Below are 23,894 nucleotides of genomic sequence, written 5' to 3'. Positions count from 1 at the left end.
CGCCGGAGCGATCCGGTTCAGGCTCAGGCCTTGCTGTCGAGATGGCGCTGGTGCGCCTCGATCAGGATCTGCTTGGCCTCAGCGGCGCCGCCCCAACCGTCCAGCTTGACCCACTTGCCCTTCTCCAGGTCCTTGTAGTGCTCGAAGAAGTGGCCGATGCGCTCCAGCCAGTGGCTCGAGACCTGGGCGATGTCTTCGACGTGGGCGTAGCCGCTGAAGATCTTCGAGACCGGCACGGCCAGGATCTTCTCGTCGCTGCCCGCCTCATCGCTCATCTTCAGCACGCCGACCGGACGGCAGCGCACGACCGAGCCCGGCACCAGCGGCAGCGGCAGCACCACCAGCACGTCGGCCGGATCGCCGTCGCCACACAGGGTGCTCGGCACGTAGCCGTAGTTGCACGGGTAGCGCATCGGGGTGGAGAGGATGCGGTCGACGAAGATCGCGCCGGTTTCCTTGTCCACTTCGTACTTCACCGGCTCCGAGTCCTTCGGGATCTCGATGATGACGTTGATTTCTTCCGGCGGGTTCTTGCCGGGCGAGACGAGTTCCAGACCCATGGTGTGCTCCAGGTGGGGGATGTAGACGGATAGCTCACCATTTTATGCCTTTGCCGGGCGCTGTGCAGGGGGAGGGCGCCCACCCACCCGCGCGGCAAGGCCTGACGGAGCGCCACGGCCTGGGCTGATGGGGCCGGGTGGCGCGCTGGCGCAGGCTGGATGCCCATTCCCAAGGAGTCCCGCCATGTCCTGGTATGCCCGATGCATCGGGGCCGTGCTGTTGCTGGTGTCCCTGCCTGTCCTCGCCCGCGGCCTGCACGTGGACCTGATCGATTACCCCACACCCGAGGCCAACTGGGAACGCGCCTATGGGTTGGAGGCCGCCCTCGCGCGTGAATTCGACAGGCTCTGCGCCGATACCTGGTGCGAGGGGGAGTACAGCAACTACCGGGTGATGGAATTCCGCTGCGCGGTGCTGGCGCATCGTGGAACGGTGCAGCGATGCGCCTGGGTGGTGGCGGCCAGCGAGCTGGTCGTGCAGGCCGACACGGGTGAGGTGCAGGTCGACAATGGCCGCTGGGCCTGTCCGGTGGAGCTGCAGCCGGGCGTGCCTGTAGAAGCCTTCCACGCTTCGCTGGAAGCGCCCGATGGTCTGACCGCCGCTCTGCCTGGCCTCGACCATGGCCTGTTCGACGCGCTGCCTGACTGCATCCGGAAGACCGGGAGAGAGGGCTGATGGCTATCTTCCCGGCACGGTGGCTGGCTTGCGGGCTGCTGATGGCAAGCAGCGCCCAGGCAACCCCTCAATTTGTCGATGCCCGTGACCATCCCGATCCGGCGGCCGGCCGCGAGCGCTTCCTCGCCGCTGAGCGCCTGTTGGTGCGCGGCTTCGACGATATCTGCGGCGACACCTTCTGCGAAGGGCAGTACTACAACCTCCGGCCCATGCGCCTGCGCTGTTCGGTGCATCGAGCCACCGGCGTCGTGGGTAGCTGCATCTGGACCTTCGCTGGAAGCTACACCCGGGTGCAACAGACCGGGCAGATCGACGTCGACCATGGAACCTATGCCTGCGTGCTCCCGCTTGCACCGGGAACCCGTCTGGCCGAGCTGCTGGGTGTGTGGGATGCAGCAACCGGGTACGACGCCCTGCATGCGACGCTGCCCGGCACCCGGACCCATGTCTATGACGGGTTGACCGAATGCCTATGATCCTGTGGATGATGCGAACGTGACTGATTCGCATTAACGGAGTAGCATGCGCGGCGCCTTCCGTCTGTCGTCCCGGCTCCGCGCATGTCCTCCAATGCTGCCTCCCTCACCGAACTGCTGATCCGCGAGCGGCCAGCGCTGCTGCGTCGGGTACAACGCATCCTGGGGGGCGACAACGGCGCCGAGGACGTGATCCAGGCGGTGTGGTTCAAGGCCCGCGGGGTCGATGACAGCCAGGCCATCGACAATCCGCGCGCCTATCTGTTCCGGCTGGCCGCCAACCTGGCCACCGACCACGGCCGCGAATCGACCCGCCGCAACCGGCTGCTGGCCGACCACTACCTATGGGGCCCGGACGAGGTGATCTCCACCGAGGAGCAGGCCATGGCGCAGGACGAGCTGCAGCGGGTACTCGACGCGGCCGGCCATCTGCCGGAGCCGACCCGCACCATCTTCCGGCTCAACCGCCTCCAGGGCCTGACCCAGGCCGAGATCGCGCGTCGCCTTGGAGTATCGGTGACCACGGTGGAGAATCACGTACGCGCCGCGCTGCAACGCCTGGCCTGGGCGCGCAGCGGTCGATGACCGCGCCAGCTTGGGGCTGGCCTTCGCACAAACGTCTTGATCACTGGACCGTGGATGCGGTCTAGTTCCCCCGCCCGCGCTTGAATGCGCCTGTCCGCCAGCCGATGAGCCCGCCGAACATGCTGCCCGCCGCCAATGACGATGCCCTGGCCGAACAGGCCCGGGGCTGGATCGCGTGGCTGGCCTCGGGCGATATCAGCGACGCGCGCATGCAGGCGTTCGAACACTGGCTGCAACAGCCGGGGCACCGCAGGGCCTTCGAGCACGAGCGCGCGCTGTGGCGCAGCGTCGGGCCGCGAGCGCAGCCCGCGCGCGTGGATCGTCGGCGCCCGCGCCGACTGCGTTGGGCCATGGCTGCGGCAGCAATGCTGGCGATGCTGGTGGCATGGCCGGAGGCGTGGCTGCGCCTGCAGTCCGATCACCGCAGCACGCATCAGGTGCAGAACGTGCTGCTGCCCGATGGCAGCCGTGCGGTGCTGGATGCCGACAGTGCGATTGCGGTGCGCTTTGATGCGAACGCCCGCCAGGTCGAGCTGCTGCGCGGGCGTGCCTGGTTCGAGGTCAGTCCGGATGCGCAGCGACGTTTCAGCGTGCGCGCCGGCAATGGCGTGGTCGAGGACATCTCGACCGCCTTCACCGTGGCGCGGGGCCATGACCAGGTGGAAACCCAGGTCGGGCAGGGCAGGGTACGGATGGCCAGCCCGGTTGACGGTGGCTGGACCTACCTGCAGCAGGGCCAGCGTGCGGCCTACGGTGAAAACAGCGGTGTGAAGCGATTGGCGGACGTGGCGGCCGACAGCGTCGGCGCCTGGCGTCAGGGCGAGCTGCTGCTGGAACAGGCCCGCGTCGCCGACGCAGTGCAGTGGGTGGGGCGCTATCGGGCTGGCCCGACCTTCGTGCGTGGTGATCTGTCGCACCTGCCGGCGGTCAGTGCGGCATTGCGCATCGACCGCCCGGAACAGGCGCTGGATGCGCTGGCCGCGACGGCCGGATTGCAGGTAACCCGGCTGCCGCTCGGCGTCGCCATCGTCCATCGGTAGATCCACGCCATTCCCCCTGTGCCGACCAACGGTCGGCACCCACCGCTGCAAGCAGCCGACCAACGGTCGGCACCCACCGCTGCAAGCAGCCGACCAACGTTGGGCACCCACCGCTACAACCGGCCGAGCATCCGTCGGCACCTGCCGCGGCTGCAATTCCCCTTGGGGTTGCCACGCTTTCATCCGTCTTACTCCGCGAACGTACCCGCCGCCGCCACGTACGTCGCCGTGTCCGCCCGTGTTGCGGATGACGCCGCGTTCGCGGCACCGATTACCTGACAGGTTCCCCCATGTTCGACTCCCATCGTCCGGGCCGCGCGCTGCGCCCGTCCCGCCTGTGCATCGCGTTGCTCGCGGCCGGCCTGGCCAGTGCTGCGCCGTCCGTACTGGCGCAGAGCGCCAGCGGCGACCACGCTGCCGTGCAACGCTTCGATATTCCGGCGCAATCGCTGGATGACGCGCTGCGCAGCTACATGCGCCAGTCCGGCGTGCAGGTGGTGTACCCCGCATCGCTGGCGCGTGGCGTAACCTCGCGCGCGGTCAGCGGCAGCCTGTCGGCCAACGAGGCGTTGCAGCACCTGCTGCAGGGCAGTGGCCTGGCAGTGCGCCGGGTGAGCGCCGATGCGGTCACTCTGGAGGCCGCAACACCGGTGCAGGCCGACAGCGGCGTGATCGTCACCGATACGCTGAGCGTGGCCGGAGATCGCGTCGACAGTGGTGCGACCAGTGATGAAGCGCGCCTGCTCGACAGCTACCGCAGCGTGGGCTCCACCACCACGCTCAACCGCACGCACCTGGAGCGTTTCCGTGGTACCTCCAACGGCGACATCGTCAAGGGCGTGGCCGGTGTCACCGCCGGTGATCCGCGCGTGGGCAACGGCTTCGACGTCAACATCCGCGGCATCCAGGGCCAGGGCCGCGTGCCGGTGATCATCGACGGTGGCCAGTCCAGCATGGACACCTACCGAGGCTACGCCGGCCAGTCACAGCGCACCTACCTCGACCCGGACCTGATCTCCAGCCTGACCATCACCAAGGGCCCGAGCCTGCAGGCCAATGCCTCCGGCGGCATCGGCGGCGTGGTCGAGATGGAAACGCTGAAGATCGGTGACGTGCTGCGCGAGGGCCGCGACTTCGGCGTGCGCGTGCGCGGTGGCCTGGCCAATGGCAGCGCCAACAACCTGCCGTCCTACAGTGCCGCGCCGCGTACCGATCGCGGTGCTACCGGCAGCCAGTTCTTCAACGTGGCCGCCGCAGGGCACTGGGACCGCTTCGATCTGGTCGCCGCCTACGCCTACCGCGACAACGGCAACTATTTCTCCGGCCGCCATGGCTACGACGATTTTCCGCAGGACCGACGCACGCTGGCACCGCTGAATCCGCCGCGCACCGAGGTGTTCAACACCTCCTCGCGCTCGAAGTCGGCGCTGCTCAAGGGCACCTGGCGCATCGACGACGCGCAGACGCTGGAGGCCGGTTACCGCCGTTATGAAGGCACTGCCGGCGAGATCATGGCCTCGCAGATCATCCGCGTGGATCGTGACCGCATTCCGCAATGGGATCCGGGCCATGTCGACATGGACAGCTACAGCCTGCGCTACCGCTTCAACCCGGACAGCGAGCTGGTCGACCTGCGCGTCAATGCCGCGTACACCGACACCGACAGCGTGATGTACAACAGCCTGACCGGCATCACGCCGTGGTATTTCGACCGCCGCACCGAGTGGTATGACGCGCCCAGCTTCAGCGGTGACCCCGGCTACAAGGATGCCTACCGCAATCCGCTGCGGCAGAAGCGCTTCGGTCTGGATGCCAGCAACACGTCCAGGTTCGATACCCGCGCCGGTGCGTTCACCCTCGACTACGGCCTGTCCTACAGCGACGAAGACATCGCGCCGGGCAGCTCGGGGCCGGTCATGCACGACGACCTGGTCAACAACCGTTTCCTGCGCAACGCCGAGCGCAAGGAATACAGTGCCGTGGCATCACTGAAGTGGCAGCCCGACGAGCATTGGGAACTGCTGGCCGGTGGTCGCTGGAACCGCGTGGATGTGCATGACCGCAACCGCCTGGCCACGCCCGATGCCTATGAAGTGCAGGGCCAGTACCGCTACACCGAACTGCTCAACGGCAACCCGGCGCTGCCGTCGTGGCGGGCCAAGCGCATCGCGCTGCTGAACTGGTACCCGGATGCCAACGGCAACTTCACCCAGGCCTCGCTGCTGGCCTCGCCGTACAAGAAGGGCACGGTGGGCGACATCGCCGGCTGGAACTTCTACGACGCCGGCAAGGCGCAGGACCTGGAAGTGCCGGTCAGCTGGAGCTGGTCGCAGCCGATCCGGCGCCGCGACAGCGCGTTCTCGCCGACCGCCAGCGTGGCCTACCGCTTCAACGAAGACACCATGGTCTACGTGAAGTACGCCGAAGGCACCAAGCTGCCGAGCCTGTTCGAGACCACGCTGGGCCTGTTCACCGCCGCCAAACCGGTGGGCGAGCTGAAGCCGGAGCGCGCGCGCAGCTGGGAAATCGGCGCCAGCACCATCCGCTATGACCTGTTCACTGCAGGCGACCGCCTGGCGCTGAAGCTGGCGTACTTCGATACCCGCATCGACGACCTGATCACCCGTGACTACCGCACGCTGTCGGCCGGCCTGATCCGCAACGTTGACCAGTTCAAGGTCTCGGGCATGGAGTTCCAGTCCAGCTATGACAGCGGCAAGGTGTTTGCCGATCTGTCCGCGCACTACTACTTCAAGGCCAAGACCTGCGCGCCGGACATCGCCGCCGAGCGCCGCGCCTATGGGGCGCAGCGCAAGAATGGCGAGCTGGCCAACACGCCCAACTGCGTGGACGGCGGCTTCGAGGGTTCGTACACCAATACCCAGAATCCGCCGCGCTACATGGTCAACCTGACCCTGGGCTCGCGCCTGTTCGACGAGCGCCTGACCTTCGGCACCCGCGTGGTCCACAACGCCGGTCCGATCAGCAAGCTGGACAAGGACTGGAACGTGGGACTGTCGGCGATCCAGCAGCTGTACCGGCCGAACACGCTGGTGGATCTGTTCGCCAGCTGGAGCTTCAACGAACAGCTGTCGGTGGAAGCGGGCGTGGACAACCTGACCGACCGTTACTACCTGGACCCGCTGGCCCTGGGCGTGATGCCGGCCCCGGGCCGCACCGCGCGGTTGGCGTTGACCTGGAAGTACTGATCGATCGCGGATGAGCGGTGGGGTCGGATCCCTTTCCTGCGGAAAGGGCTCTGACCCCAGCGAGCCTGCTTAGCCCGCTTACAGCCCGGTCGCCGCCTTCACCGCATCTTCGTGCAGCGACTCGTTCAGCTCATCCACCACGGTGCTCCATGCCGCATCGGCCTGCAGCGATTCGGACAGGAACTGGCGCTGGGCATCGTTCCAGTACGGCGCTTCGACCACTTCCACATCGGTGGCCAACTGGTGTTCGCGGATGAAGCGGGCGATGCCCTCGGCGCTGGCGTCCAGGCCCAGCTGCAGGAACAGGTTGGTCATGCGCGGTTCGGTGGTGATCATCGTCGGTTCCTGCGGGAAGAAGGGATGCCCCATTATCGGGGCACATGGCCTTGGGGAAAGCCCCATGGCGAACGTCTACAGCAGGACGACCCCCTTGGCATCCCCCATGAACGCACACATCGCCCCTGAAGACAGCCGCAGCCTGCGGCTCAAGGCCGCCACCCGCGACAGCCATGGCGCGCTGGACAAGCGCATCATGGCCGGCGACATCTTCGCCGACCGCAGCAACTTCGCCCGTTTCCTGCGCGTGCAGTATCGCTTCCACCGCAGTATCGATGCGCTGTATGCCAACCCTGCGCTGGATGCACTGCTGCCCGACCTGGGCGAACGCCGCCGCCTGACCCAGGTGGCGCGCGACCTGCAGGACCTGGAGCAGACCCTGCCGGGGGCCGACATCGCGGCGTTGCCGTCCGATCTGGAACTGCCCGCCGCATTGGGGTGGCTGTATGTGGCCGAGGGATCCAATCTCGGCGGCACCATTCTGTACAAGATGGCCGCCAAGCTCGGCCTGGACCGCGATTTTGGTGCCCGTCACCTGGCCGCACACCCGGATGGCGCGGCGCGCCACTGGCGTGAATTCACTGCTGCGCTGGACGCGGTGCCGCTGAGCGCCGAGCAGGAGCAGCAGGTGATCGATGCGGCCGATGCTGCGTTCCGCAGCGTGCACGGCCACGTTGAAGTGGAATTCGCCTGATGCACGCCTCCCGCCTATCGGCGCAACGCTGATGCGCTGGCTCTGGTTCGTGCTGGGCTGGCTGATGGTCGCCCTCGGGGTGATCGGCGCGCTGCTGCCGGTGATGCCGACCACCATCTTCCTGATCCTGGCTGTGGGCTGTTTCGCGCGCAGCTCGCCGAAGTTCGAGCAGCGCCTGCTGGCGCATCCGCGCTACGGCCCGTCGCTGCGGCTGTGGCGCGAACAGGGCGCGGTGTCGCGCAAGGGCAAGGCGTTCGCCAGCGCCGGCATGGCGGTGGGCTTCGCGCTGTTCTGCTGGGGCGCACACCCGTCGTGGCGCCTGCTGCTGGGCGTGGGCCTGTTCTTCGCGGTCAGCGCCGGCTACGTGCTCAGCCGCCCGGCACCGCGGCTGGAGCCCAATCCGGTCGTGGAAGTGGACGACGCCAATGATCCGCGCGCGGCCCGTCGTCGCGCCGCGACCCCTGATGCTGATGGAAACCGAGACGATGCTGCCTGCTGACCTGGCCCCCGTGGCTGCTCCTGCACTGACCCCGTGGGGCATGTACCTGGCCGCCGACGTGGTGGTGAAGACGGTGATGATCGCGCTGGCACTTGCCTCGCTGGCCACCTGGACCGTGCTGCTGGCCAAGGGCTGGGAGCTGGCTCGTCAGGGTCGGCAGCTGCGTGCAGCGCGTGCGCTGTTGCTGCAGGCGCCAAGCCTGCCCGGCGGGAGCGCGGAGGCCAGCCTGCAGCAGGGCACCGCACTCGCCATGCTGGACGCGACGCGAACCGAGCTGCGCCTGTCGCAGGATCTGGATAGTCGCGACGGCATCAAGGAACGCGTTGCTTCGCGCCTGGACCGCATCGAACTGGAAACTGCGCGCGTGCAGCGGCGCGGTATCGGCGTGCTCGCCAGCATCGGCGCAGTGGCGCCGTTCGTCGGCCTGTTCGGTACGGTGTGGGGGATCATGAACAGTTTCATCGGCATCGCGCACAGCAACACCACCAACCTGGCGGTGGTTGCTCCCGGCATTGCCGAGGCCCTGCTGGCGACCGCGCTCGGCCTGGTGGCGGCGATTCCTGCGGTACTGGTCTACAACCACTTCAGCCGCGTGCTGGCCAGCCTGCGTGGGCTGCTCGGCGATCTGTCGGCGGCCGTGCAGCAGCTGGTCTCGCGTGATCTCGATCGCACCGCTCCGCGTACCGCGGCAACACCGCTGCGCGCGGTGCACTGAGGCACGACGATGGCGATCAGGACCGCCTCCGACCGCGAAGATACCCCCGAAGAAGCGCACGAGATCAACGTCACGCCCTTCATCGATGTGATGCTGGTGCTGCTGATCATCTTCATGGTGGCCGCACCGCTGGCCACCGTGTCGGTGCCCGTGCAGCTGCCGGCCAGCAGTGCCGGTGCCACGCCGCCGGAACAGGCGCCGGTGTATGTGACCGTGCAGGCCGACCTGTCGCTGCGCGTCGGCGAGCAGGCGGTGGCGCGCGACGGGCTGGCCGCTGCATTGCAGGCGGCGACCCACGGCGATACCGCGCAGCGCATCTTCCTGCGTGCCGATACCCACGTGCCCTACGGCGAACTGATGGCAACGCTGGATGCGCTGCGTGCGGCGGGCTACCTGAAGGTGGCGCTGGTTGGCCTGGAGCAGGGCGCACGATGAGTGGACTGCGGCGCTGGGCGACCAGCCTGGCGATCGTGCTGTTGGTGCACGCGCTGCTGATCGGCGCGGCCTGCTGGTGGGTGGCCCGCGCAACGGTGCAGGCGGCAACAGCACCACCTGCGGCGCTGATGCTGGAGCTGGCACCGATGGCACAGGCACCGCCGGTGCCGCCGCGCGAGGTCGCGACCGGGCCGCTGCAGCAGCAACAGCAGCGGCAGGCGCCGACGCCAGCCGTGCGTGAGCAACCGAAGGCACCGGTGCAGCCGCAGGGCGAGCTGCCTCCGCCAGAAGCGCGGGAACCAACGCCCTCGCCGGACAGCGCCGATGCCAATGTCGCGCAGACCAGCGCACCGCCGCAGGTGGCCGCCGACGCGGCCGCGCGCTACACCGCACCGCAGACCACGGCGGGTGAGCGCAGTCGTGCCGAAGCGACCTGGGAAGGACGCCTGCTCGGGCACCTGCAGAAGCACCGGCGCTATCCACGCCAGGCCGAGCGGCTGCGCCAGCAGGGCGTGGTCTACGTGCGCTTTGCCGTGGCCCGCGATGGCGCCGTCTCCGCACTGACGCTGGGCCGCAGCAGTGGCTTCGCGCTGCTCGACCAGGAGACGCTGGACACCGTGCAGCGGGCAAGCCCGGTACCGGCGCCGCCGGCCGAGGTGGCCGGCGACCCGGTGGAAGTGATGGTGCCGGTGTCGTTCTTCCTGCGTGGGCGTTGACCAGCCGTGGGGTCGGATCCCTTTCCGGAGGAAAGGGCTCTGACCCCATCGGGCATCTCATCCACGCATGGCGTGGATCTACAGCAGCGGCACCAGCAGCAGCGCCACGATGTTGATGATCTTGATCAGCGGATTGATTGCCGGGCCGGCGGTGTCCTTGTACGGGTCACCGACGGTATCGCCGGTCACCGCGGCCTTGTGCGCTTCGCTGCCCTTGCCGCCGAAGTGCCCATCCTCGATGTACTTCTTGGCGTTGTCCCAGGCGCCGCCACCGGTGGTCATCGAGATGGCCACGAACAGGCCGGTCACGATCGTGCCGATCAGCAGGCCGCCGAGTGCGCGCGGCCCCAGCAGCAGGCCGACCACCACCGGCACGGCGACCGGCAGCAGCGACGGCACGATCATTTCGCGGATCGCCGAGCGGGTCAGCATGTCCACCGCTTTGTCGTACTGTGGCTTGCCGGTGCCCTGCATGATGCCGGGGATCTCGCGGAACTGGCGGCGAACCTCTTCCACCACCGCACCGGCCGCGCGGCCGACCGCTTCCATCGCCATCGCACCGAACAGGTACGGAATCAGGCCGCCGATCAGCAGGCCGATGATCACCGTGTGGTCGCTGAGGTCGAAGCGGAATTCCTGCCCCGGATGTGCTGCCTGCAGGTTGTGGGTGTAGTCGGCGAACAGCACCAGTGCGGCCAGCGCCGCCGATCCGATCGCGTAACCCTTGGTCACCGCCTTGGTGGTGTTGCCCACCGCATCCAGTGGATCGGTGATGTCGCGGATCTCCGAGGGCAGCTCGGCCATCTCGGCGATGCCACCGGCGTTGTCAGTGATCGGTCCATAGGCATCGAGGGCGACGATCATGCCGGCCATCGACAGCATCGCGGTGGCGGCAATGGCGATGCCGTACAGGCCGCCCAGCGCAAACGCGCCCCAGATGGCCGCACACACCGCCACCACCGGCAGTGCGGTGGACTTCATCGAGATGCCAAGGCCAGCGATGATGTTGGTGCCGTGGCCGGTGGTCGACGCCTGCGCCACGTGCTGCACCGGCTTGTACTGGGTGCCGGTGTAGTACTCGGTGATCCACACGATCAGACCGGTCAGGACCAGGCCGATCAACGCGCAGCCATACAGCGCCATCGGCCCATGCACGTTGTCGGACATCAGCCCGGTGGTGATCGGATAGAAGGCGATGGCGGCCAGCACGCCGGAGACGATCACGCCCTTGTACAGCGCGCCCATGATCGAGCCGCCGGGCTTCACCTTGACGAACAGTGCGCCGATGATCGAAGCGATGATCGATACGCCGCCCAGCACCAGCGGATACAGCACTGCATTGGCGCCGGCCTCGGCCAGCATCAGGCTGCCCAGCAGCATGGTGGCGATCACGGTCACCGCGTAGGTCTCGAACAGGTCGGCGGCCATGCCGGCGCAGTCGCCGACGTTGTCACCGACGTTGTCGGCGATCACCGCCGGATTGCGCGGGTCGTCCTCGGGAATGCCGGCTTCGACCTTGCCGACCAGATCGGCGCCGACGTCGGCGCCCTTGGTGAAGATGCCGCCGCCCAGGCGCGCGAAGATCGAGATCAGCGAGGAGCCGAAGGCCAGGCCGACCAGCGCGTGCAGCGCCTGTTCCATCGGCAGGCCCATGCGCAGCAGGAGCGCGTAGTAGCCGGCCACGCCCAGCAGGCCCAGCCCGACCACCAGCATGCCGGTGATGGCGCCGCCGCGGAAGGCGACGTCCATCGCCGCGCTGATGCCGTGGCGCGCCGCCTCTGCGGTGCGCACGTTGGCGCGTACCGACACGTTCATGCCGATGTAGCCGGCGGCGCCGGACAGCACCGCGCCGACCGCGAAACCAATCGCGGTGTACCAGCTGAGGAAGATGCCGACCAGCACGAACAGCACCACGCCGGCGATGCCGATGGTCAGGTACTGGCGGTTGAGGTAGGCACGCGCACCTTCCTGGATCGCGGTGGCGATCGCGATCATGCGCTCATTGCCGGTGGGTTGGCGCAGGATCCAGCGCGCCGAGACGATTCCGAACAGGATCGCGAGAATGGCGCAGCCCAGCGCCAGTGAAAGCCCGTGACGTTCCAGCATTAGACCCCTCCGCAGAATGGATGTAGGCATCCAGTGGCGATGAACGGCACCACGAGGGGGACGACGGGCTGCAGCCTGGAACCAACCCGTACCGACCTTGGTGGTCGTCCGACGTATGGCGGTGTTCAGCATTCCCTGGTGCCCGCAGTATGCGTTCAGCGCTTTGTAGAGTCGAGCCATGCTCGACTGGCTTCTGGAGGCCGTGCTCGACTGGCTTCTGCGAGCCGCGCCGCCCGATCCGTGGGCGCCCTTCCGATGAGCGCATCGCCATGCGCGCGGAACCCGCCGCCGGACCGAGGGCATGATTCGCGAGCCGCCGGCCTTTGCACCACGTTAAGCCAGTCTCTGCAAGCCTGCGCGGAGTCCTGAAGGAGATCCCCCATGCGCCTGTCCCTGTTGATGCTTGCCGCCCTGGTCCCGGCCGTGCCGGCACTCGCCGCGGAAACCCCGGAGCTGCAGCGCGCCGTGGGTGCCCCCCAGGCGGTGGGCGCGGTGCATACCCTGCGCCAGATCCCCGAGGCCTGCGCGCGCCTGGAAGGCGTGTTCACTGGCGACGCCGCGGAGCCGTACCGCTTCTCGGCCGTGCGTACCAGCGAGCAGTGCCAGCCGCGCGCACGTTTCGTCGATTACACCAAGGCACAGCCGAGTGCCGACAAGGGCTGGAAGCTCAATGATGTGATCCGCGTGCCCAATGCCGCGTGCCCGGCGCAGCAGGCGGTGGTGCGGGTGTGGCGCCTGCCGTCGAGCAACAAGGTCGAGCTGGATGGGCAGGGCCAGTCGCGCATCTACCTGGAAGAGGCGAAGAAGCAGGCGGCGGCCGGCCAGATTCCGCAGGTGACGATGTTCGCCGCGCAGCTGCAGATGGATGGCAAGGGCTGCAACTGAGGTCGTCGGGCAGCGCGGATCCACGCATGGCGTGGATCTACTGAGACCAGCCGGCACGGTACGCGGTAGTGCCGGCCGCTGGCCGGCAACCCTGTAACCATCACTCCGCCAGCATGGCCCCGCGTGCCACCAGCAGCTCGCGCAATGCCCTGCGGTGGCAGTGCGCTTCATCCTCGCAGTAACAGCCTACGCTGATGTCGCTGTGCTGCGACATCGCGGCCAGAAGGTCCAGCGCGTGAGCGGCATCGGGTGCCTTCATCTCGGCCTTGTAGTGGCGGAAGAACGCAGTCCAGTCGGCGGCGGTCTTCGCTTCATGGGCCTGCTTCACCAGCTCCGCGCTGGGTGACAGGGTCGGGAACCAGACGTCGTACCAGTCCTGCTTGGCGAATTCGCTGCGTGGCACGCCGCGCGGTGGTCGCCGCACGGTGCCGATGCGCAGCCCTTCGCCGGGGTGGCGCGGCGTACCCAGTCGAACAACACGCAGTGCCATGATGACCTCCAGGTGGAGGCATCCATCATCCTGCGATGCACGTGCGCCAGGCGTGAACCGCTGTGGAAACGAAAAGGCCCGGGCACCTGCGCACCCGGGCCTTTTCCCATGCCGGCAGCGATCAGTTGCCGCGGCAGTCCTTCAGCCACAGCACGCGGCCGATCTGGTCGTAACTGTCGACCACGCCGGTCAGCGTGACTTTCTCGCGCGGGCGCAGGGCCAGCGCATACGCGGCCTGGTTGGCTGCGAACGAGCAGGAAATGGCCACGCGCTCAAAGTCGATGCTGCCATCGCTGGGCAGGTCGAAGCTGGTGTTGTAGGTGCCGCCACTGCGTAGCACGGTGGTGATGCGACCGGTGATGGCGTAGGTCTTGCCCTTGTAGCGCGGTTCGACCGCGGCCGGGTTGTCCTTGTTCTGGTTGCGCAGCTGGAAGCCGAAGCGGTCGGCGGCAATCGTTACCACCGACGCCTGTGGAGTGGCCTTGGCCGCTTGTTCGCCAGCCTTGCCCGGCTTGATCTGGTTGAGCAGCTTGCACATTTCTTCGCGCACGCCGTCGGCCGAGGCGATGGCGCCCTTGTTGACCTTCACCACCATGCCGACGGTGCCCTGGCCGCCTTCGGCGGTAGCACTGATGATCATCGGAATCGGCTTGTGGGCCATGGTTTCCGGTTCTTCGATCAGCATCGAGCCGCCTTCCACGTCCTCGCTGAGGACATCCATGTTGGCGTTCTTGGCGATCACCCGCATCTGGCCGATGGCGCTGGCCACGGTCAGGTCCGGGTGGGTGACCGATGAAGTGAAGGTCGTGCCGACGAAGGGATTGCCCTTCTTCTGGAAGTTGCTTTCGCAGGTCGCAGCGAAGGCCGGCGCGGCAGCACCGCACAGCAGCGCGGCGATCAGGATCGGGTGCTTCATGGTTACAGTCCTTGTGAAATGGCAGCACAGGCCCGGGCCTTATAGGCCGGGCGGCGTCGAATCTGGCTTGCGGCGGCCCCTTTGCCCCGGGCCGGAGCCCGATTGTGGGGTGCTTCGGCGGCTACCGCAATGCGCCCTGTGCTCCACACAGGGCGCGGGTGCATCTCAGCCCTCGAAGGCCGGCAGCTTCTGCTTCACTGCCACGTTCTTCAGCGTCACGTACTTCGGCAGGCCGTCGGTGCCGTACGGCAGCGGTGCTTCGCCCTTGATCAGCGGCGACAGGTAGGCGCGTGCCTTGGCGGTGATGCCGAAGCCATCGCGGCGGATGAAACCGGCCGGCATCTTCTTCTCGTGGTTGGCGATCTTCGACAGCGGCGCGGCTTCGATCTTCCAGCGATACGGCGCATCGCTGCTGCGCACGATCACCGGCATCACGCCGTTCTGGCCCTTCAACGCCAGCTGCACGGCGGCCTTGCCGACTGCCTGCGCCTGCTCCCAGTCGGTCCTGCTGGCCAGGTGGCGGGCCGAGCGCTGCAGGTAGTCGGGCAGGGCCCAATGCACCTTCAGGCCGAGCTGGTCCTTGACCCGTCCCGCAAGGTGGGCCGCCACGCCGCCCAGCTGCGAGTGACCGAAGGAGTCCTTGCCGCCGCCAGCATCGGCGACGAAGCGGCCATCGGCGGTGGCGATGCCTTCCGACGCCACCACCACGCAGTAGCCGACCCGCTCGACCACGGCCTTCACCTTGGCCAGGAACGCGGCCTCGTCGTAGGCGCGCTCGGGCAGCAGGATGATGTGCGGCGCTTCGTCATCACCGTTGCCAGCCAGGCCGGCGGCCGCGGCCAGCCAGCCGGCGTGGCGGCCCATCGCTTCGTAGATGAACACGCGGGTGGAGGTCTCGGCCATCGCCGCGACGTCCAGCGCCGCCTCGCGCACCGAGACGGCGGTGTACTTGGCTGCCGAGCCGAAGCCGGGGCAGGTGTCGGTCACCGCCAGATCGTTGTCGATGGTCTTGGGCACGCCGATGCAGGTCAGGTCGTAGCCGGAGGCCTTGGCCAGCTGCGAGACCTTCAGCGCGGTATCGGCCGAGTCGTTGCCGCCGTTGTAGAGGAACCAGCGCACGTCGTGCGCGCGCAGCACCTCCAGCAGGCGGTCGTAGCGGGCACGGTCGGCGTCCAGCGATTTCAGCTTGACCCGGCACGAGCCGAAGGCGCCGCCCGGGGTATGGGCGAGGGCGCGGATCGCGGCAGCGCTCTCCTTGCTGGTGTCGATCAGCTCCTCGCGCAGGGCGCCGAGGATGCCGTTGCGGGCGGCCAGGACCTTGATGCCCTTGGCCCGGGCCTGCTCGATCACCGCTGCCGCCGTGGCATTGATGACGGCGGTGACACCGCCGGACTGGGCATAAAGGAGAGTACCGTTGCGCATGCTTCTACCTGCTCGGGGGAGGGGACATTGCAGGGACATTACCCGGATGCGGTAAAGTGGCGCTATTGCGGTGCAGCGATACCGGACCGTCCGGGACGCGAACCTTCTTTGTTTTCAACACGTTGGAGTCAGGTCAATGCGATTGGTTCTGTTGGGACCGCCCGGTTCGGGCAAGGGGACACAGGCGACGCGCCTGAAGGAAAAGCTGGGGATCGCCCACATTTCGACCGGTGACATGCTGCGCGCGGAAATCGCCGCCGGCACGGAGCTGGGCAAGCAGGCCAAGACGGTGATGGATGCCGGCAACCTGGTGTCGGACGACATCCTGCTGGGCATGCTGGAGTCGCGCCTGACCCAGGCTGATGTCGCCAAGGGCTTCATCCTCGATGGCTACCCGCGCAATGTGGCCCAGGCCAATGCGATGGACGGCCTGCTGGCCAAGATCGGCCAGCCGCTGGACGCCGTGGTGCAGCTGGACGTGGCCACCGAGCTGCTGGTCGATCGCATCGCTGGTCGTGCCAAGGAGCAGGGCCGCGCCGATGACAATCCGGAAGCGGTGCGCCAGCGCCTGCAGGTCTACAACGACCAGACCGCCCCGGTGGTCGACTTCTACGCCGGCCGTGGCACCCTGGCCCGCGTCGATGGCGTCGGCGAGCTGGACGAGATCGAAGCCCGCATCCTGGCAGCGATCAAGGCCTGATCCGTCAGGGCCGGCATGCGTCCGGCCCTTCGGGCATAAAAAAACACAGGCCTGGTCCGCGAGGATCAGGCCTGTGTCGTTTGATAGGCGCCAGCGAAGGGCTTGCTCAGGGCCCCGCAGCATGAGCTCCCTTGGGGATGGCCTCTTGGGGAGTAGGACCGGTTCGGGTACTGCGGCTGGCAGTTCGAATTGTGTCCGGGTTCACAGAACATCGCTATCGGGAATTCCCTGACAGCTGATTGGAGTTTTCTCACATCCCGTGTAGGGGTTGTCTTACCCGGGATCGGACATTGGCCCTATACAGCCGTCATCGGTCACAATCCTCGGTCATGAGCAGCGTACATATCCTTGCAATCGCCGGTACCTTCATGGGCGGCGTGGCCGCCCTGGCGCGGGAACTGGGCCACTCGGTCAGCGGCAGCGACCAGGCCATCTACCCACCGATGTCGACCCAGCTCGAACAGCTGGGCATCACCCTGGACCAGGGCTACCGTGCCGACAGCGTGCCGGCCGGCACCGACGAGGTGGTGATCGGCAACGCGCTGTCGCGCGGCAATGCCGCGGTCGAGGCCGTGCTCGATGCCGGCCAGCGCTACATTTCCGGCGCCCAGTGGCTGTCCGAGCAGGTGCTGCCGGGGCGCGACACGCTGGCCGTGGCCGGCACCCACGGCAAGACCACCACCACCACCATCCTTACCTGGCTGCTGGAAAGCGCCGGGCGATCGCCGGGCTTCCTGATCGGCGGCGTCGCCGAGGATTTCGGTGTCTCCGCCCGCGTGGGCCAGGGCCGCGAGTTCGTGGTCGAGGCCGATGAGTACGACACTGCCTTCTTCGACAAGCGCAGCAAGTTCGTGCACTACCGGCCGCTGGTGGCCATCCTCAACAACCTTGAATACGATCACGCCGACATCTTCCCGGACGTGGCCGCGATCCAGCGCCAGTTCCATCACCTGGTGCGGACGGTGCCGGCGCGTGGCCGCCTGATCGTCAACGGTGAGGATCAGCACCTGGCCGAAGTGCTGGCGATGGGCTGCTGGACCCCGGTCGAGCGCTTCGGATTCGATCCGTCGCTGGAATGGCATGCCGAACTGCTGGCCGCCGATGGCAGCGCGTTCCGCGTGCACCATCGTGGGCAGGCGCTGGGCGACGTGCAGTGGTCGCTGCTGGGCCGCCACAACGTGCTCAACGGGCTGGCCGCGCTGGCCGCCGCGCATGCAGTGGGCGTGGCGCCGGCCGAGGTGATTCCGGCGCTGGCGCGCTTCCGCAGCGTCAAGCGCCGCATGGAAGTGATCGGCAGCCATGACGGCATCACCGTCTACGACGATTTCGCCCATCACCCGACCGCAATCGCCACCACGCTGGAAGGCCTGCGTGCCAAGGTGGGCGATGCGCGCATCGTGGTCGCGATGGAACCGCGCAGCAACTCGATGCGGCTGGGTGCACATGCGCAGGCGCTGGCACCGTCGCTGGCGCTGGCCGATGAAGTGGTGTTCCTGCATCGTCCGGAACTGGCCTGGGACGCCGCTGCGGTGATCGCGGCGGTACGTGGTGAAGCCCACGCGGTGCCGGATACCCACGCATTGCTGGCACAGCTGCAGTCCAGCGCGCGCAGCGGCGACCACGTGGTGTTCATGTCCAACGGTGGCTTCGACGGCGCCCCGCGCCGCTTCCTCGCCGCGCTGCAGGCCCGATGAGCGGCGACAGCCTGCTGCCGCTGTTTCCGCTGCACACCACGCTGGTACCGGGTGCGGCGGTGGGCCTGCGCGTATTCGAGCGCCGTTATCTGGATCTGGTCCGCGACAGCGGCCGCAGTGGTGAGGGGTTTGGCGTCTGCCTGATCCTCGATGGCGAGGAAGTCGGCGCACCAGCGACACCGGCGGCCTATGGCGTGCAGGTACGCATCGAAGACTTCGATGTCGGCGCCGATGGCGTGCTCCAGCTGCGCCTGCGCGGTACCCGCCGCTTCCATGTGGAGCGTACCCGCGTGCGCGACAACGGCCTGGTGGTGGCCGACGTGCGCTGGTGCGAGGAAGACCCCGACGACGAACTGCGGCCGCAGCACGCGCTGCTGGCCACGGTGCTGGGGCACATCATCGAACAGGCCGGCGAGGCCTATGCGCCGGCCAACCCGGCGTTGCTGGACCAGGCCAGCTGGGTCGGCTGGCGGCTGGCCGAGCTGTTGCCGCTGAGCGAGCAGCAGCGCCTGCAGCTGCTGCAGATGGACGACCCGCACCAGCGTCTGCAGCAGTTGCTGGGCTGGATGCCGTAACCGGTCAACGCAGCCTGCCTTGGGTGGGTGTGCACCTTGGTGCACACGCTGGGGCATGCGTGGAATCCCATCCACGCATGGCGTGGATCTACTGTAGAGCCGAGCCTGTGCTCGGCTCTACAGTGAGTGATCGCGCACCGGTGCCGGTCAGGGCGTGGTGGTCTTCAACCGCAGCACCGGCAGCCCGGTTTCGCTGTGCACGTCCTCGCGCTGCGGCAGGTTCTGCACGGCGTCCTTCACCGCGTTCAGCGCCGGATCGACGCCACGCAGTGGGTGCCACATGCCGATCCACTCGAAATGACGCTCGTAGCGCAGGGTCTGCGCGCTGCCCAGCCATAGTGGCGTGTTGCCCGGTTGCAGCTGGGCCGGCGCCGGCCACAGGCGCAGCACATAGCGCTCATCCGGCTGCGCGCCCTGGCGCACCATCAGCAGCGCTTCCACCCGTGTTTCCAGCGTGGCCGGCAGCACCGGCAGTTCGTCGGCACCGGTGTTCTTGTCCAGCATCAGCAGCGCTTCCTGCCAGCCGGCCTGTTCCTGCCGCTTCCAGCCGCGTGCTTCCAGCTGCGCCTGCAGCGGCGCCAGCGGGCCCGCCACCTGCACGTCCAGCGGCCAGCGCTGGTCGTCGTCGAACTCGTTGCGGCGCGCCGGCAGCTTCGCCCAGTCGTGCTGCCACCAGGCCTGCATGTCCATCGCCTGCGGGGCCGGCAGGGTCGGCTCGAAGCGTTCCAGCTTCACCGGAATATGGCGCGGTGCGTACCACATCGCGGCGACGGCGAAGACGCCGTAGAACAGCCATGCCACCGGCTTCACCCAGAACGAGCGGTTGAAGCGGCGGCGGTAGGCGATGCCCAGCACCAGCAGCCAGAACGTGCCGAACAGCATGCCGCCGATCACATCGCTCAGCCAATGCGCGCCAAGGTACAGGCGCGAGAAACCGATCAGGCTGACCACGATGCCCGACACCAGGTACGGCCAGACGCGGGTGCGGCCGGGCATCTCGCGGGCGATCAGCACCGCGAAGAAGCCGAAGGTGATGGTGGCCATGGTCACCGACACCGACGGGAAGCCGAAGCCACTGCTGGCATCGACCGGTCGCACCACATCGACGGTGGCGCCGAGCAGCATGGTCAACGCCAGGCCGAAGGCGAGGGCGGCCAGCCAGTGCGCGGCCGCCATCCAGCGCCGGCGCCAGATCAGGTAGCCCATCGCCGCCGCCGTGGCCGGCAGCAGCACCTGCCAGGCACCCAGCGACGCCAGCGCGGCCATCGGGTAGTCGGCCAGCGGGTTGCGCAGCGCCAGCATGGCCTGGTGCACCAGCAGGTCGATGGCCAGCGGTTCACCGTGCGCGACCACCACGGTCAGCAGCGCGAACCAGCCCCAGCCCAGCACCAGCAGCATCAGCGCCAGCATTGCCAGCGGCACCGACTCACGCCGCTTCGGGTCCAGCACACCGACGGTATAGCGGCCCAGCGTCGGGTGGCGGTTGGACCAGTCCAGCAGGCGCGCCAGCCAGTTGTCCATGCGTGCGGCCGACCAGCGGTAGCCGTAAAGCACGATGGCCCAGACCAGGCCGAGGATCACCGCCAGCAGGCCCACCACCACCACCAGCCGCCCGGCCACTGCAGCCACCGCGTCGTAGGCCTCGCCAAGCACCCAGCCCGGTGCCAGGAACAGCACCGCCCACGAAATGCTGGCGATACCACTGGCCTGCATGTAGCGGCTGGCGGGCATCTTCATCATGCCGGCGATGGCCGGCACGAACGGGCGGATGGCGCCCACGTAGCGTGCGATCAGGATGCTCTTGAAGGCATTGCGGCGGAACAGGTTCTCGCCGCGGTCGAGCAGCTGCGGGTAGCGGCTGAACGGCCACACGCCACGCAGGCGGTCGCCCCAGCGGCGGCCGATCCAGTAACTGATGCCATCACCGGCGAACGCACCCAGCGCCGCCGCCGCCACCGCGTACGGCCCGGAGATCTGGCCCAGGCCGATGAACACGCCCACCGCGAACAGCAGCGGCAGGGCCGGCACGATGGCACCGAGAATGATCACCGCATCGCAGAAGGCGATGAGGAAGATAACGGCACCCGCCAGCACGGGGTGAGCGGCAATCCACGCAAGCGTGGCGTCGATCCATGAAGAGTCCATTGCCCGATTATAGGGGCGTGAAGGTGACTGGTTCCCAGCCGCTTCGTGACCGTTTGCAACCGGCACCATCGCCTAGAATGGGCATATGCCGCATTCGCCAGACACGCCCTCGCACGCCCTGAAGGCCGACAGCTTCGGTCGCATCCTCCTTGTGGAAGGGCCTGCCGGCCCCTTCGTACGCCGTGATCTGGGCGCGACGCCGCTGTGGTTGCGGCTGCCGGCCTGGTGGTTGGCTCGCCGCGAAGCACGCGCGCTGCGCCACATCCACGGCATGGCCGATGTGCCGCAGCTGCTGGCGTGGGATGGCCGTCATCTCGACCGCAGCTTCATGGCCGGCGATGCCATGTACCAGCGTCCGCCACGCGGTGACCTGGCCTGGTTCCGCGCCGCGCGTCGCCTGCTGCAGCAGCTGCATCGCAATGGCGTGGCCCACAACGACCTGGCCAAGGAAGCCAACTGGCTGGTCACCGACGATGGCCGCCCGGCGTTGATCGATTTCCAGCTGGCGGTGATCGGCAACCCGCGCTCGCGCTGGATGCGCCTGCTGGCCCGCGAGGACCTGCGCCACCTGCTCAAGCACAAGCGCATGTACTGCCGCGAGTCGCTCACCCCGGTGGAGAAGCGCGTGCTCAAGCGCACCTCGTGGGTACGCGAACTGTGGTTCGCCACCGGCAAGCCGGTCTACCGCTTCGTCACCCGCCGCATCCTGCATTGGGAAGACAACGAGGGGCAGGGGCCGAAGCCGTGAGCCCTGCGCAGGTGGTGACCGGCCCGCCGAGCGCGGGCAGCGTCCTGCGCCCACAGCTGGTCGGCGCCGACTTCGTGCACGCCTGCCAGGCGACGACCCGTCGCGATGGGCGCTCGGCCTTGCAGGCCTATCGCGACATGGCGGCGACCATTCCCGGCTGGTTCGATGGGCTGATGGCGCTGCGCAATCGCGGCATGCGCCTGCTTGGCATGAAGCACCTGGGCTCGTTGCGTGCGGTACAGGACATCGCGCAGCCACGTCCGGGGCAACGGCTGGGCATCTTCACTCTGCAGTCGTTGGACGACGATGCCATCGTGCTGGAAGACGACGACCGCCACCTGCGTGTGCAGCTGGCCCTGCAGTGGCAGGGCGACGTGCTGGAAGTGGCGACGGTGGTGCATACGCACAACGCGTTCGGGCGCGTGTACATGCTGCCGGTTGCACCCGTGCATCGGCTGATCGTGCCGCATCTGCTGGAGAAGCAGGTGCAGTTGTACCGGTAGATCCACGCCATGCGTGGATGCGCCGGGCAGAACCGTGTTGTAGAGCCGAGCCATGCCCGGCTCTGCAGACGCCGGTGACCTTATGGCGTTGCTGGCACCACCTGCTGGCCGATGAAGTTGCGCTTGGCGTCGAAGTCGTAGGCGATCTGCAGCTGGCCTACATCCGGGCAGGCGTGGCAGTCGCGCAGCGGCGTGCGGTACAGCAGGCGGATGCCGCCGTTATCCAGTGGCGTGGCCCCGGCCGACTGCGCCGGTGCGAACGGCGTGGCCTGCGGGTTGGCCTTCAACAGCTCCTGCACGGTGGGGTCGGCGCGCAGGGCGTCGTCCAGCTGCACGGCATCCACGTCGATGCGCTTGCCGCTGGCGTCGACCAGGCGGGTGCCCTCGTTGGTGTTGGCGCGGAACGGGTATTCGACCGTGGCCACGCCCAGGCCGCCGTTCTCGTGCCAGGCGGTCACATAGGCCAGCTCGCCGCCGGTGGACAACTGTTCGGCGGCGGTGATCGCATCGGCGCTGGCGCCACCGGCGCGCATCGCATCGCGCAGACACTCGCGGGTGGCCGCATTCTCGCCCTGGCGGCAGGCGTTGAGGTCGCCATCCCACACCACTGCCTCGCTCCAGCGCAGCTTGCCGTCGGCGGCGGCCTTCTCTGCGCTCGGCGCGTCACCGGCAGGCGGCTCCTTGCCGGGTTCCGGCGAACGGCCCTGGCAGGCGGTCAGCAGGGCAAGCCCCAGGGCAGGCAGCAGCAGGCGGGAACGGCGCATGGCGTGGACCTCGTGCGTTGACTGGAGGTCCGAGTATCGTCAAGGCCGGGTGAACTCCGCGTCGGCGCGGCATACTAGCGGCTCATTGCATACGCTGGAGTGTGGAACGTGGGCAGTCTGCAGGGCAAAACCCTTTTCATCACCGGTGCCTCGCGCGGCATCGGCCTGGCCATCGCACTGCGCGCTGCGCGCGACGGGGCCAACGTGGCGATCGCGGCCAAGTCGTCGGTGCCAAACCCGAAGCTGCCGGGCACCATCCACACCGCAGCCGAGGCCGTTACGGCGGCCGGCGGCCAGGGGCTGGCGCTGAAGTGCGACATCCGCGAGGAGGAGCAGGTACAGGCCGCAGTTGCGGCCACGGTCGACACCTTCGGTGGCATCGACATCCTGATCAACAACGCCAGTGCGATCTGGCTGCGCGGCACGCTGGATACGCCGATGAAGCGCTTCGACCTGATGCAGCAGGTCAATTCGCGTGGCAGCTTCCTGTGCGCGCAGGCCTGCCTGCCGTACCTGCTGCAGGCGCCGAACCCGCACATCCTCACCCTGGCGCCGCCGCCGAGCCTGGAGCCGAAGTGGTGGGGCGCGCATACCGGCTACACGCTGGCCAAGATGGGCATGAGCTTCGTCACGCTCGGCCTGGCCGCGGAATTCGGCCCGCAGGGGGTGGCGGTGAACGCGCTGTGGCCGCGCACGGTGATCGCCACGGATGCGATCAACATGATTCCCGGCGTGGATGCGGCCGGCTGCCGTACGCCGCAGATCATGGCCGACGCCGCGCACGCGGTGCTGGTGCGTGAAGCGGCCGGCTTCCACGGCCAGTTCCTGATCGACGATGAAGTGCTGGCGCAGGCGGGCGTCACCGATCTGTCCGGCTATGCGGTGAATCCGTCGCGGCCGTTGCTGCCGGATCTGTTCCTGGATTGACCGCGCGTCGCGGATGAGGCCGAGGGCTGCGACCCTCGGCCTGCTGCGCTAGAATGCGCGGCTGTAATCGTTTTCAAC

25 protein-coding genes are annotated in these 23,894 nt (G+C 67.9%); 17 read left to right on the top strand and 8 right to left on the bottom strand.

Features of this window, described 5'->3' with window-relative positions; genetic code table 11:
- Positions 1-23: 23 nt before the first annotated feature.
- Positions 24-560 carry an inorganic diphosphatase gene (gene ppa, locus AB1281_RS16135; protein ID WP_005410935.1) on the bottom strand — a complete coding sequence of 179 codons (537 nt, stop codon included), beginning with the start codon at positions 558-560 and terminating at the stop codon, positions 24-26.
- A gap of 184 nt (positions 561-744) precedes the next feature.
- Here ppa and AB1281_RS16130 point away from each other — a divergent pair, with 184 nt between their 5' ends.
- From AB1281_RS16130 to AB1281_RS16110, 5 genes are all read left to right on the top strand, one after another.
- Positions 745-1,236, top strand: coding sequence for a hypothetical protein (locus tag AB1281_RS16130; protein ID WP_430346392.1), 492 nt, complete (start codon positions 745-747; stop codon positions 1,234-1,236).
- Positions 1,236-1,712, top strand: coding sequence for a hypothetical protein (locus AB1281_RS16125; protein ID WP_430346391.1), 477 nt, complete (start codon positions 1,236-1,238; stop codon positions 1,710-1,712). The genes AB1281_RS16130 and AB1281_RS16125 overlap by 1 nt, the downstream gene beginning before the upstream one ends.
- Positions 1,713-1,796: 84 nt before the next feature.
- A complete protein-coding gene (locus AB1281_RS16120) occupies positions 1,797-2,297 on the top strand; it encodes an RNA polymerase sigma factor (RefSeq protein WP_430346390.1) in 501 nt (166 codons plus the stop codon).
- Between the two features lie 104 nt (positions 2,298-2,401).
- A complete protein-coding gene (locus AB1281_RS16115; RefSeq protein ID WP_430346389.1) occupies positions 2,402-3,337 on the top strand; it encodes a FecR family protein in 936 nt (311 codons plus the stop codon).
- A gap of 290 nt (positions 3,338-3,627) precedes the next feature.
- Complete coding sequence (locus AB1281_RS16110; protein WP_430346388.1) at positions 3,628-6,546, top strand: TonB-dependent receptor domain-containing protein; 2,919 nt, start codon at positions 3,628-3,630, stop codon at positions 6,544-6,546.
- A 78-nt stretch (positions 6,547-6,624) separates the two neighbouring features.
- Here AB1281_RS16110 and AB1281_RS16105 read toward each other — a convergent pair whose 3' ends face one another.
- A complete protein-coding gene (locus tag AB1281_RS16105; protein WP_010483993.1) occupies positions 6,625-6,882 on the bottom strand; it encodes a DUF2789 domain-containing protein in 258 nt (85 codons plus the stop codon).
- A 106-nt stretch (positions 6,883-6,988) separates the two neighbouring features.
- On the opposite strand from AB1281_RS16105, the gene AB1281_RS16100 reads away from it, so the two are divergent.
- Genes AB1281_RS16100 through AB1281_RS16080 form a run of 5 tightly spaced genes read left to right on the top strand, consistent with a single transcriptional unit; the run spans position 6,989 to position 9,941 of the window.
- The gene (locus AB1281_RS16100) at positions 6,989-7,576 is read left to right on the top strand and encodes a biliverdin-producing heme oxygenase (RefSeq protein WP_049400694.1); all 588 of its coding nucleotides are present in this window, start codon (positions 6,989-6,991) and stop codon (positions 7,574-7,576) included.
- Positions 7,577-7,607: 31 nt separating this feature from the next.
- Positions 7,608-8,075, top strand: a complete 468-nt coding sequence (locus AB1281_RS16095) for a YbaN family protein (RefSeq protein ID WP_430346387.1) — start codon at positions 7,608-7,610, stop codon at positions 8,073-8,075.
- Positions 8,062-8,790 carry a tonB-system energizer ExbB gene (gene exbB / locus AB1281_RS16090; protein WP_430346386.1) on the top strand — a complete coding sequence of 243 codons (729 nt, stop codon included), beginning with the start codon at positions 8,062-8,064 and terminating at the stop codon, positions 8,788-8,790. The genes AB1281_RS16095 and exbB overlap by 14 nt, the downstream gene beginning before the upstream one ends.
- Positions 8,791-8,799: 9 nt before the next feature.
- The gene (gene exbD / locus AB1281_RS16085) at positions 8,800-9,225 is read left to right on the top strand and encodes a TonB system transport protein ExbD (RefSeq protein ID WP_188485848.1); all 426 of its coding nucleotides are present in this window, start codon (positions 8,800-8,802) and stop codon (positions 9,223-9,225) included.
- Positions 9,222-9,941, top strand: coding sequence for a TonB family protein (locus AB1281_RS16080; RefSeq protein ID WP_430346385.1), 720 nt, complete (start codon positions 9,222-9,224; stop codon positions 9,939-9,941). Before exbD ends, AB1281_RS16080 begins: the two co-directional genes overlap by 4 nt.
- 78 nt (positions 9,942-10,019) lie before the next feature.
- On the opposite strand, the gene AB1281_RS16075 is transcribed toward AB1281_RS16080, so the two are convergent.
- Positions 10,020-12,047 carry a sodium-translocating pyrophosphatase gene (locus AB1281_RS16075; protein ID WP_100440196.1) on the bottom strand — a complete coding sequence of 676 codons (2,028 nt, stop codon included), beginning with the start codon at positions 12,045-12,047 and terminating at the stop codon, positions 10,020-10,022.
- Positions 12,048-12,428: 381 nt separating this feature from the next.
- On the opposite strand from AB1281_RS16075, the gene AB1281_RS16070 reads away from it, so the two are divergent.
- Positions 12,429-12,932: a hypothetical protein gene (locus AB1281_RS16070; protein WP_430346384.1), complete on the top strand. Its 504-nt coding sequence runs from the start codon at positions 12,429-12,431 to the stop codon at positions 12,930-12,932.
- A gap of 100 nt (positions 12,933-13,032) precedes the next feature.
- Here the strand turns inward: AB1281_RS16070 and AB1281_RS16065 are convergent, their stop codons facing one another.
- The 3 genes from AB1281_RS16065 to AB1281_RS16055 form a co-directional block, all read right to left on the bottom strand.
- Positions 13,033-13,422, bottom strand: coding sequence for a DUF488 domain-containing protein (locus AB1281_RS16065; RefSeq protein ID WP_430346383.1), 390 nt, complete (start codon positions 13,420-13,422; stop codon positions 13,033-13,035).
- Between the two features lie 121 nt (positions 13,423-13,543).
- Complete coding sequence (locus AB1281_RS16060) at positions 13,544-14,338, bottom strand: hypothetical protein (protein ID WP_430346382.1); 795 nt, start codon at positions 14,336-14,338, stop codon at positions 13,544-13,546.
- A gap of 165 nt (positions 14,339-14,503) precedes the next feature.
- Positions 14,504-15,760 carry a 6-phosphofructokinase gene (locus AB1281_RS16055; protein ID WP_100473828.1) on the bottom strand — a complete coding sequence of 419 codons (1,257 nt, stop codon included), beginning with the start codon at positions 15,758-15,760 and terminating at the stop codon, positions 14,504-14,506.
- 136 nt (positions 15,761-15,896) lie between these two features.
- Here AB1281_RS16055 and AB1281_RS16050 point away from each other — a divergent pair, with 136 nt between their 5' ends.
- The 3 genes from AB1281_RS16050 (at position 15,897) to AB1281_RS16040 (ending at position 18,729) form a co-directional block, all read left to right on the top strand.
- A complete protein-coding gene (locus AB1281_RS16050; protein WP_014038375.1) occupies positions 15,897-16,460 on the top strand; it encodes an adenylate kinase in 564 nt (187 codons plus the stop codon).
- A 329-nt stretch (positions 16,461-16,789) separates the two neighbouring features.
- Positions 16,790-18,154, top strand: coding sequence for a UDP-N-acetylmuramate:L-alanyl-gamma-D-glutamyl-meso-diaminopimelate ligase (mpl, locus tag AB1281_RS16045; RefSeq protein ID WP_430346381.1), 1,365 nt, complete (start codon positions 16,790-16,792; stop codon positions 18,152-18,154).
- Entirely contained in the window at positions 18,151-18,729 is a 579-nt protein-coding gene (locus AB1281_RS16040) for an LON peptidase substrate-binding domain-containing protein (RefSeq protein WP_430346380.1), read from the top strand. Before mpl ends, AB1281_RS16040 begins: the two co-directional genes overlap by 4 nt.
- 147 nt (positions 18,730-18,876) lie before the next feature.
- Here the strand turns inward: AB1281_RS16040 and AB1281_RS16035 are convergent, their stop codons facing one another.
- A complete protein-coding gene (locus tag AB1281_RS16035) occupies positions 18,877-20,874 on the bottom strand; it encodes a VTT domain-containing protein (protein ID WP_430346379.1) in 1,998 nt (665 codons plus the stop codon).
- Positions 20,875-20,959: 85 nt separating this feature from the next.
- Here AB1281_RS16035 and AB1281_RS16030 point away from each other — a divergent pair, with 85 nt between their 5' ends.
- A complete protein-coding gene (locus AB1281_RS16030) occupies positions 20,960-21,622 on the top strand; it encodes a serine/threonine-protein kinase (RefSeq protein WP_032956028.1) in 663 nt (220 codons plus the stop codon).
- Positions 21,619-22,125 carry a DUF2867 domain-containing protein gene (locus AB1281_RS16025; protein ID WP_430346378.1) on the top strand — a complete coding sequence of 169 codons (507 nt, stop codon included), beginning with the start codon at positions 21,619-21,621 and terminating at the stop codon, positions 22,123-22,125. The genes AB1281_RS16030 and AB1281_RS16025 overlap by 4 nt, the downstream gene beginning before the upstream one ends.
- Positions 22,126-22,205: 80 nt before the next feature.
- Here AB1281_RS16025 and AB1281_RS16020 read toward each other — a convergent pair whose 3' ends face one another.
- Positions 22,206-22,889, bottom strand: coding sequence for a hypothetical protein (locus tag AB1281_RS16020; protein WP_430346377.1), 684 nt, complete (start codon positions 22,887-22,889; stop codon positions 22,206-22,208).
- Positions 22,890-22,997: 108 nt separating this feature from the next.
- On the opposite strand from AB1281_RS16020, the gene AB1281_RS16015 reads away from it, so the two are divergent.
- The gene (locus tag AB1281_RS16015; RefSeq protein ID WP_430346376.1) at positions 22,998-23,816 is read left to right on the top strand and encodes an SDR family oxidoreductase; all 819 of its coding nucleotides are present in this window, start codon (positions 22,998-23,000) and stop codon (positions 23,814-23,816) included.
- The last annotated feature ends 78 nt before the right edge of the window (positions 23,817-23,894 follow it).

Source organism: Stenotrophomonas sp. NRRL B-14846 (assembly GCF_050473585.1).
In the GTDB taxonomy this organism is placed as follows: Bacteria; Pseudomonadota; Gammaproteobacteria; order Xanthomonadales; family Xanthomonadaceae; genus Stenotrophomonas.
The sequence above is the reverse complement of the archived record's forward strand: the minus strand, read 5'-3'. Positions and strand labels throughout refer to the sequence as shown.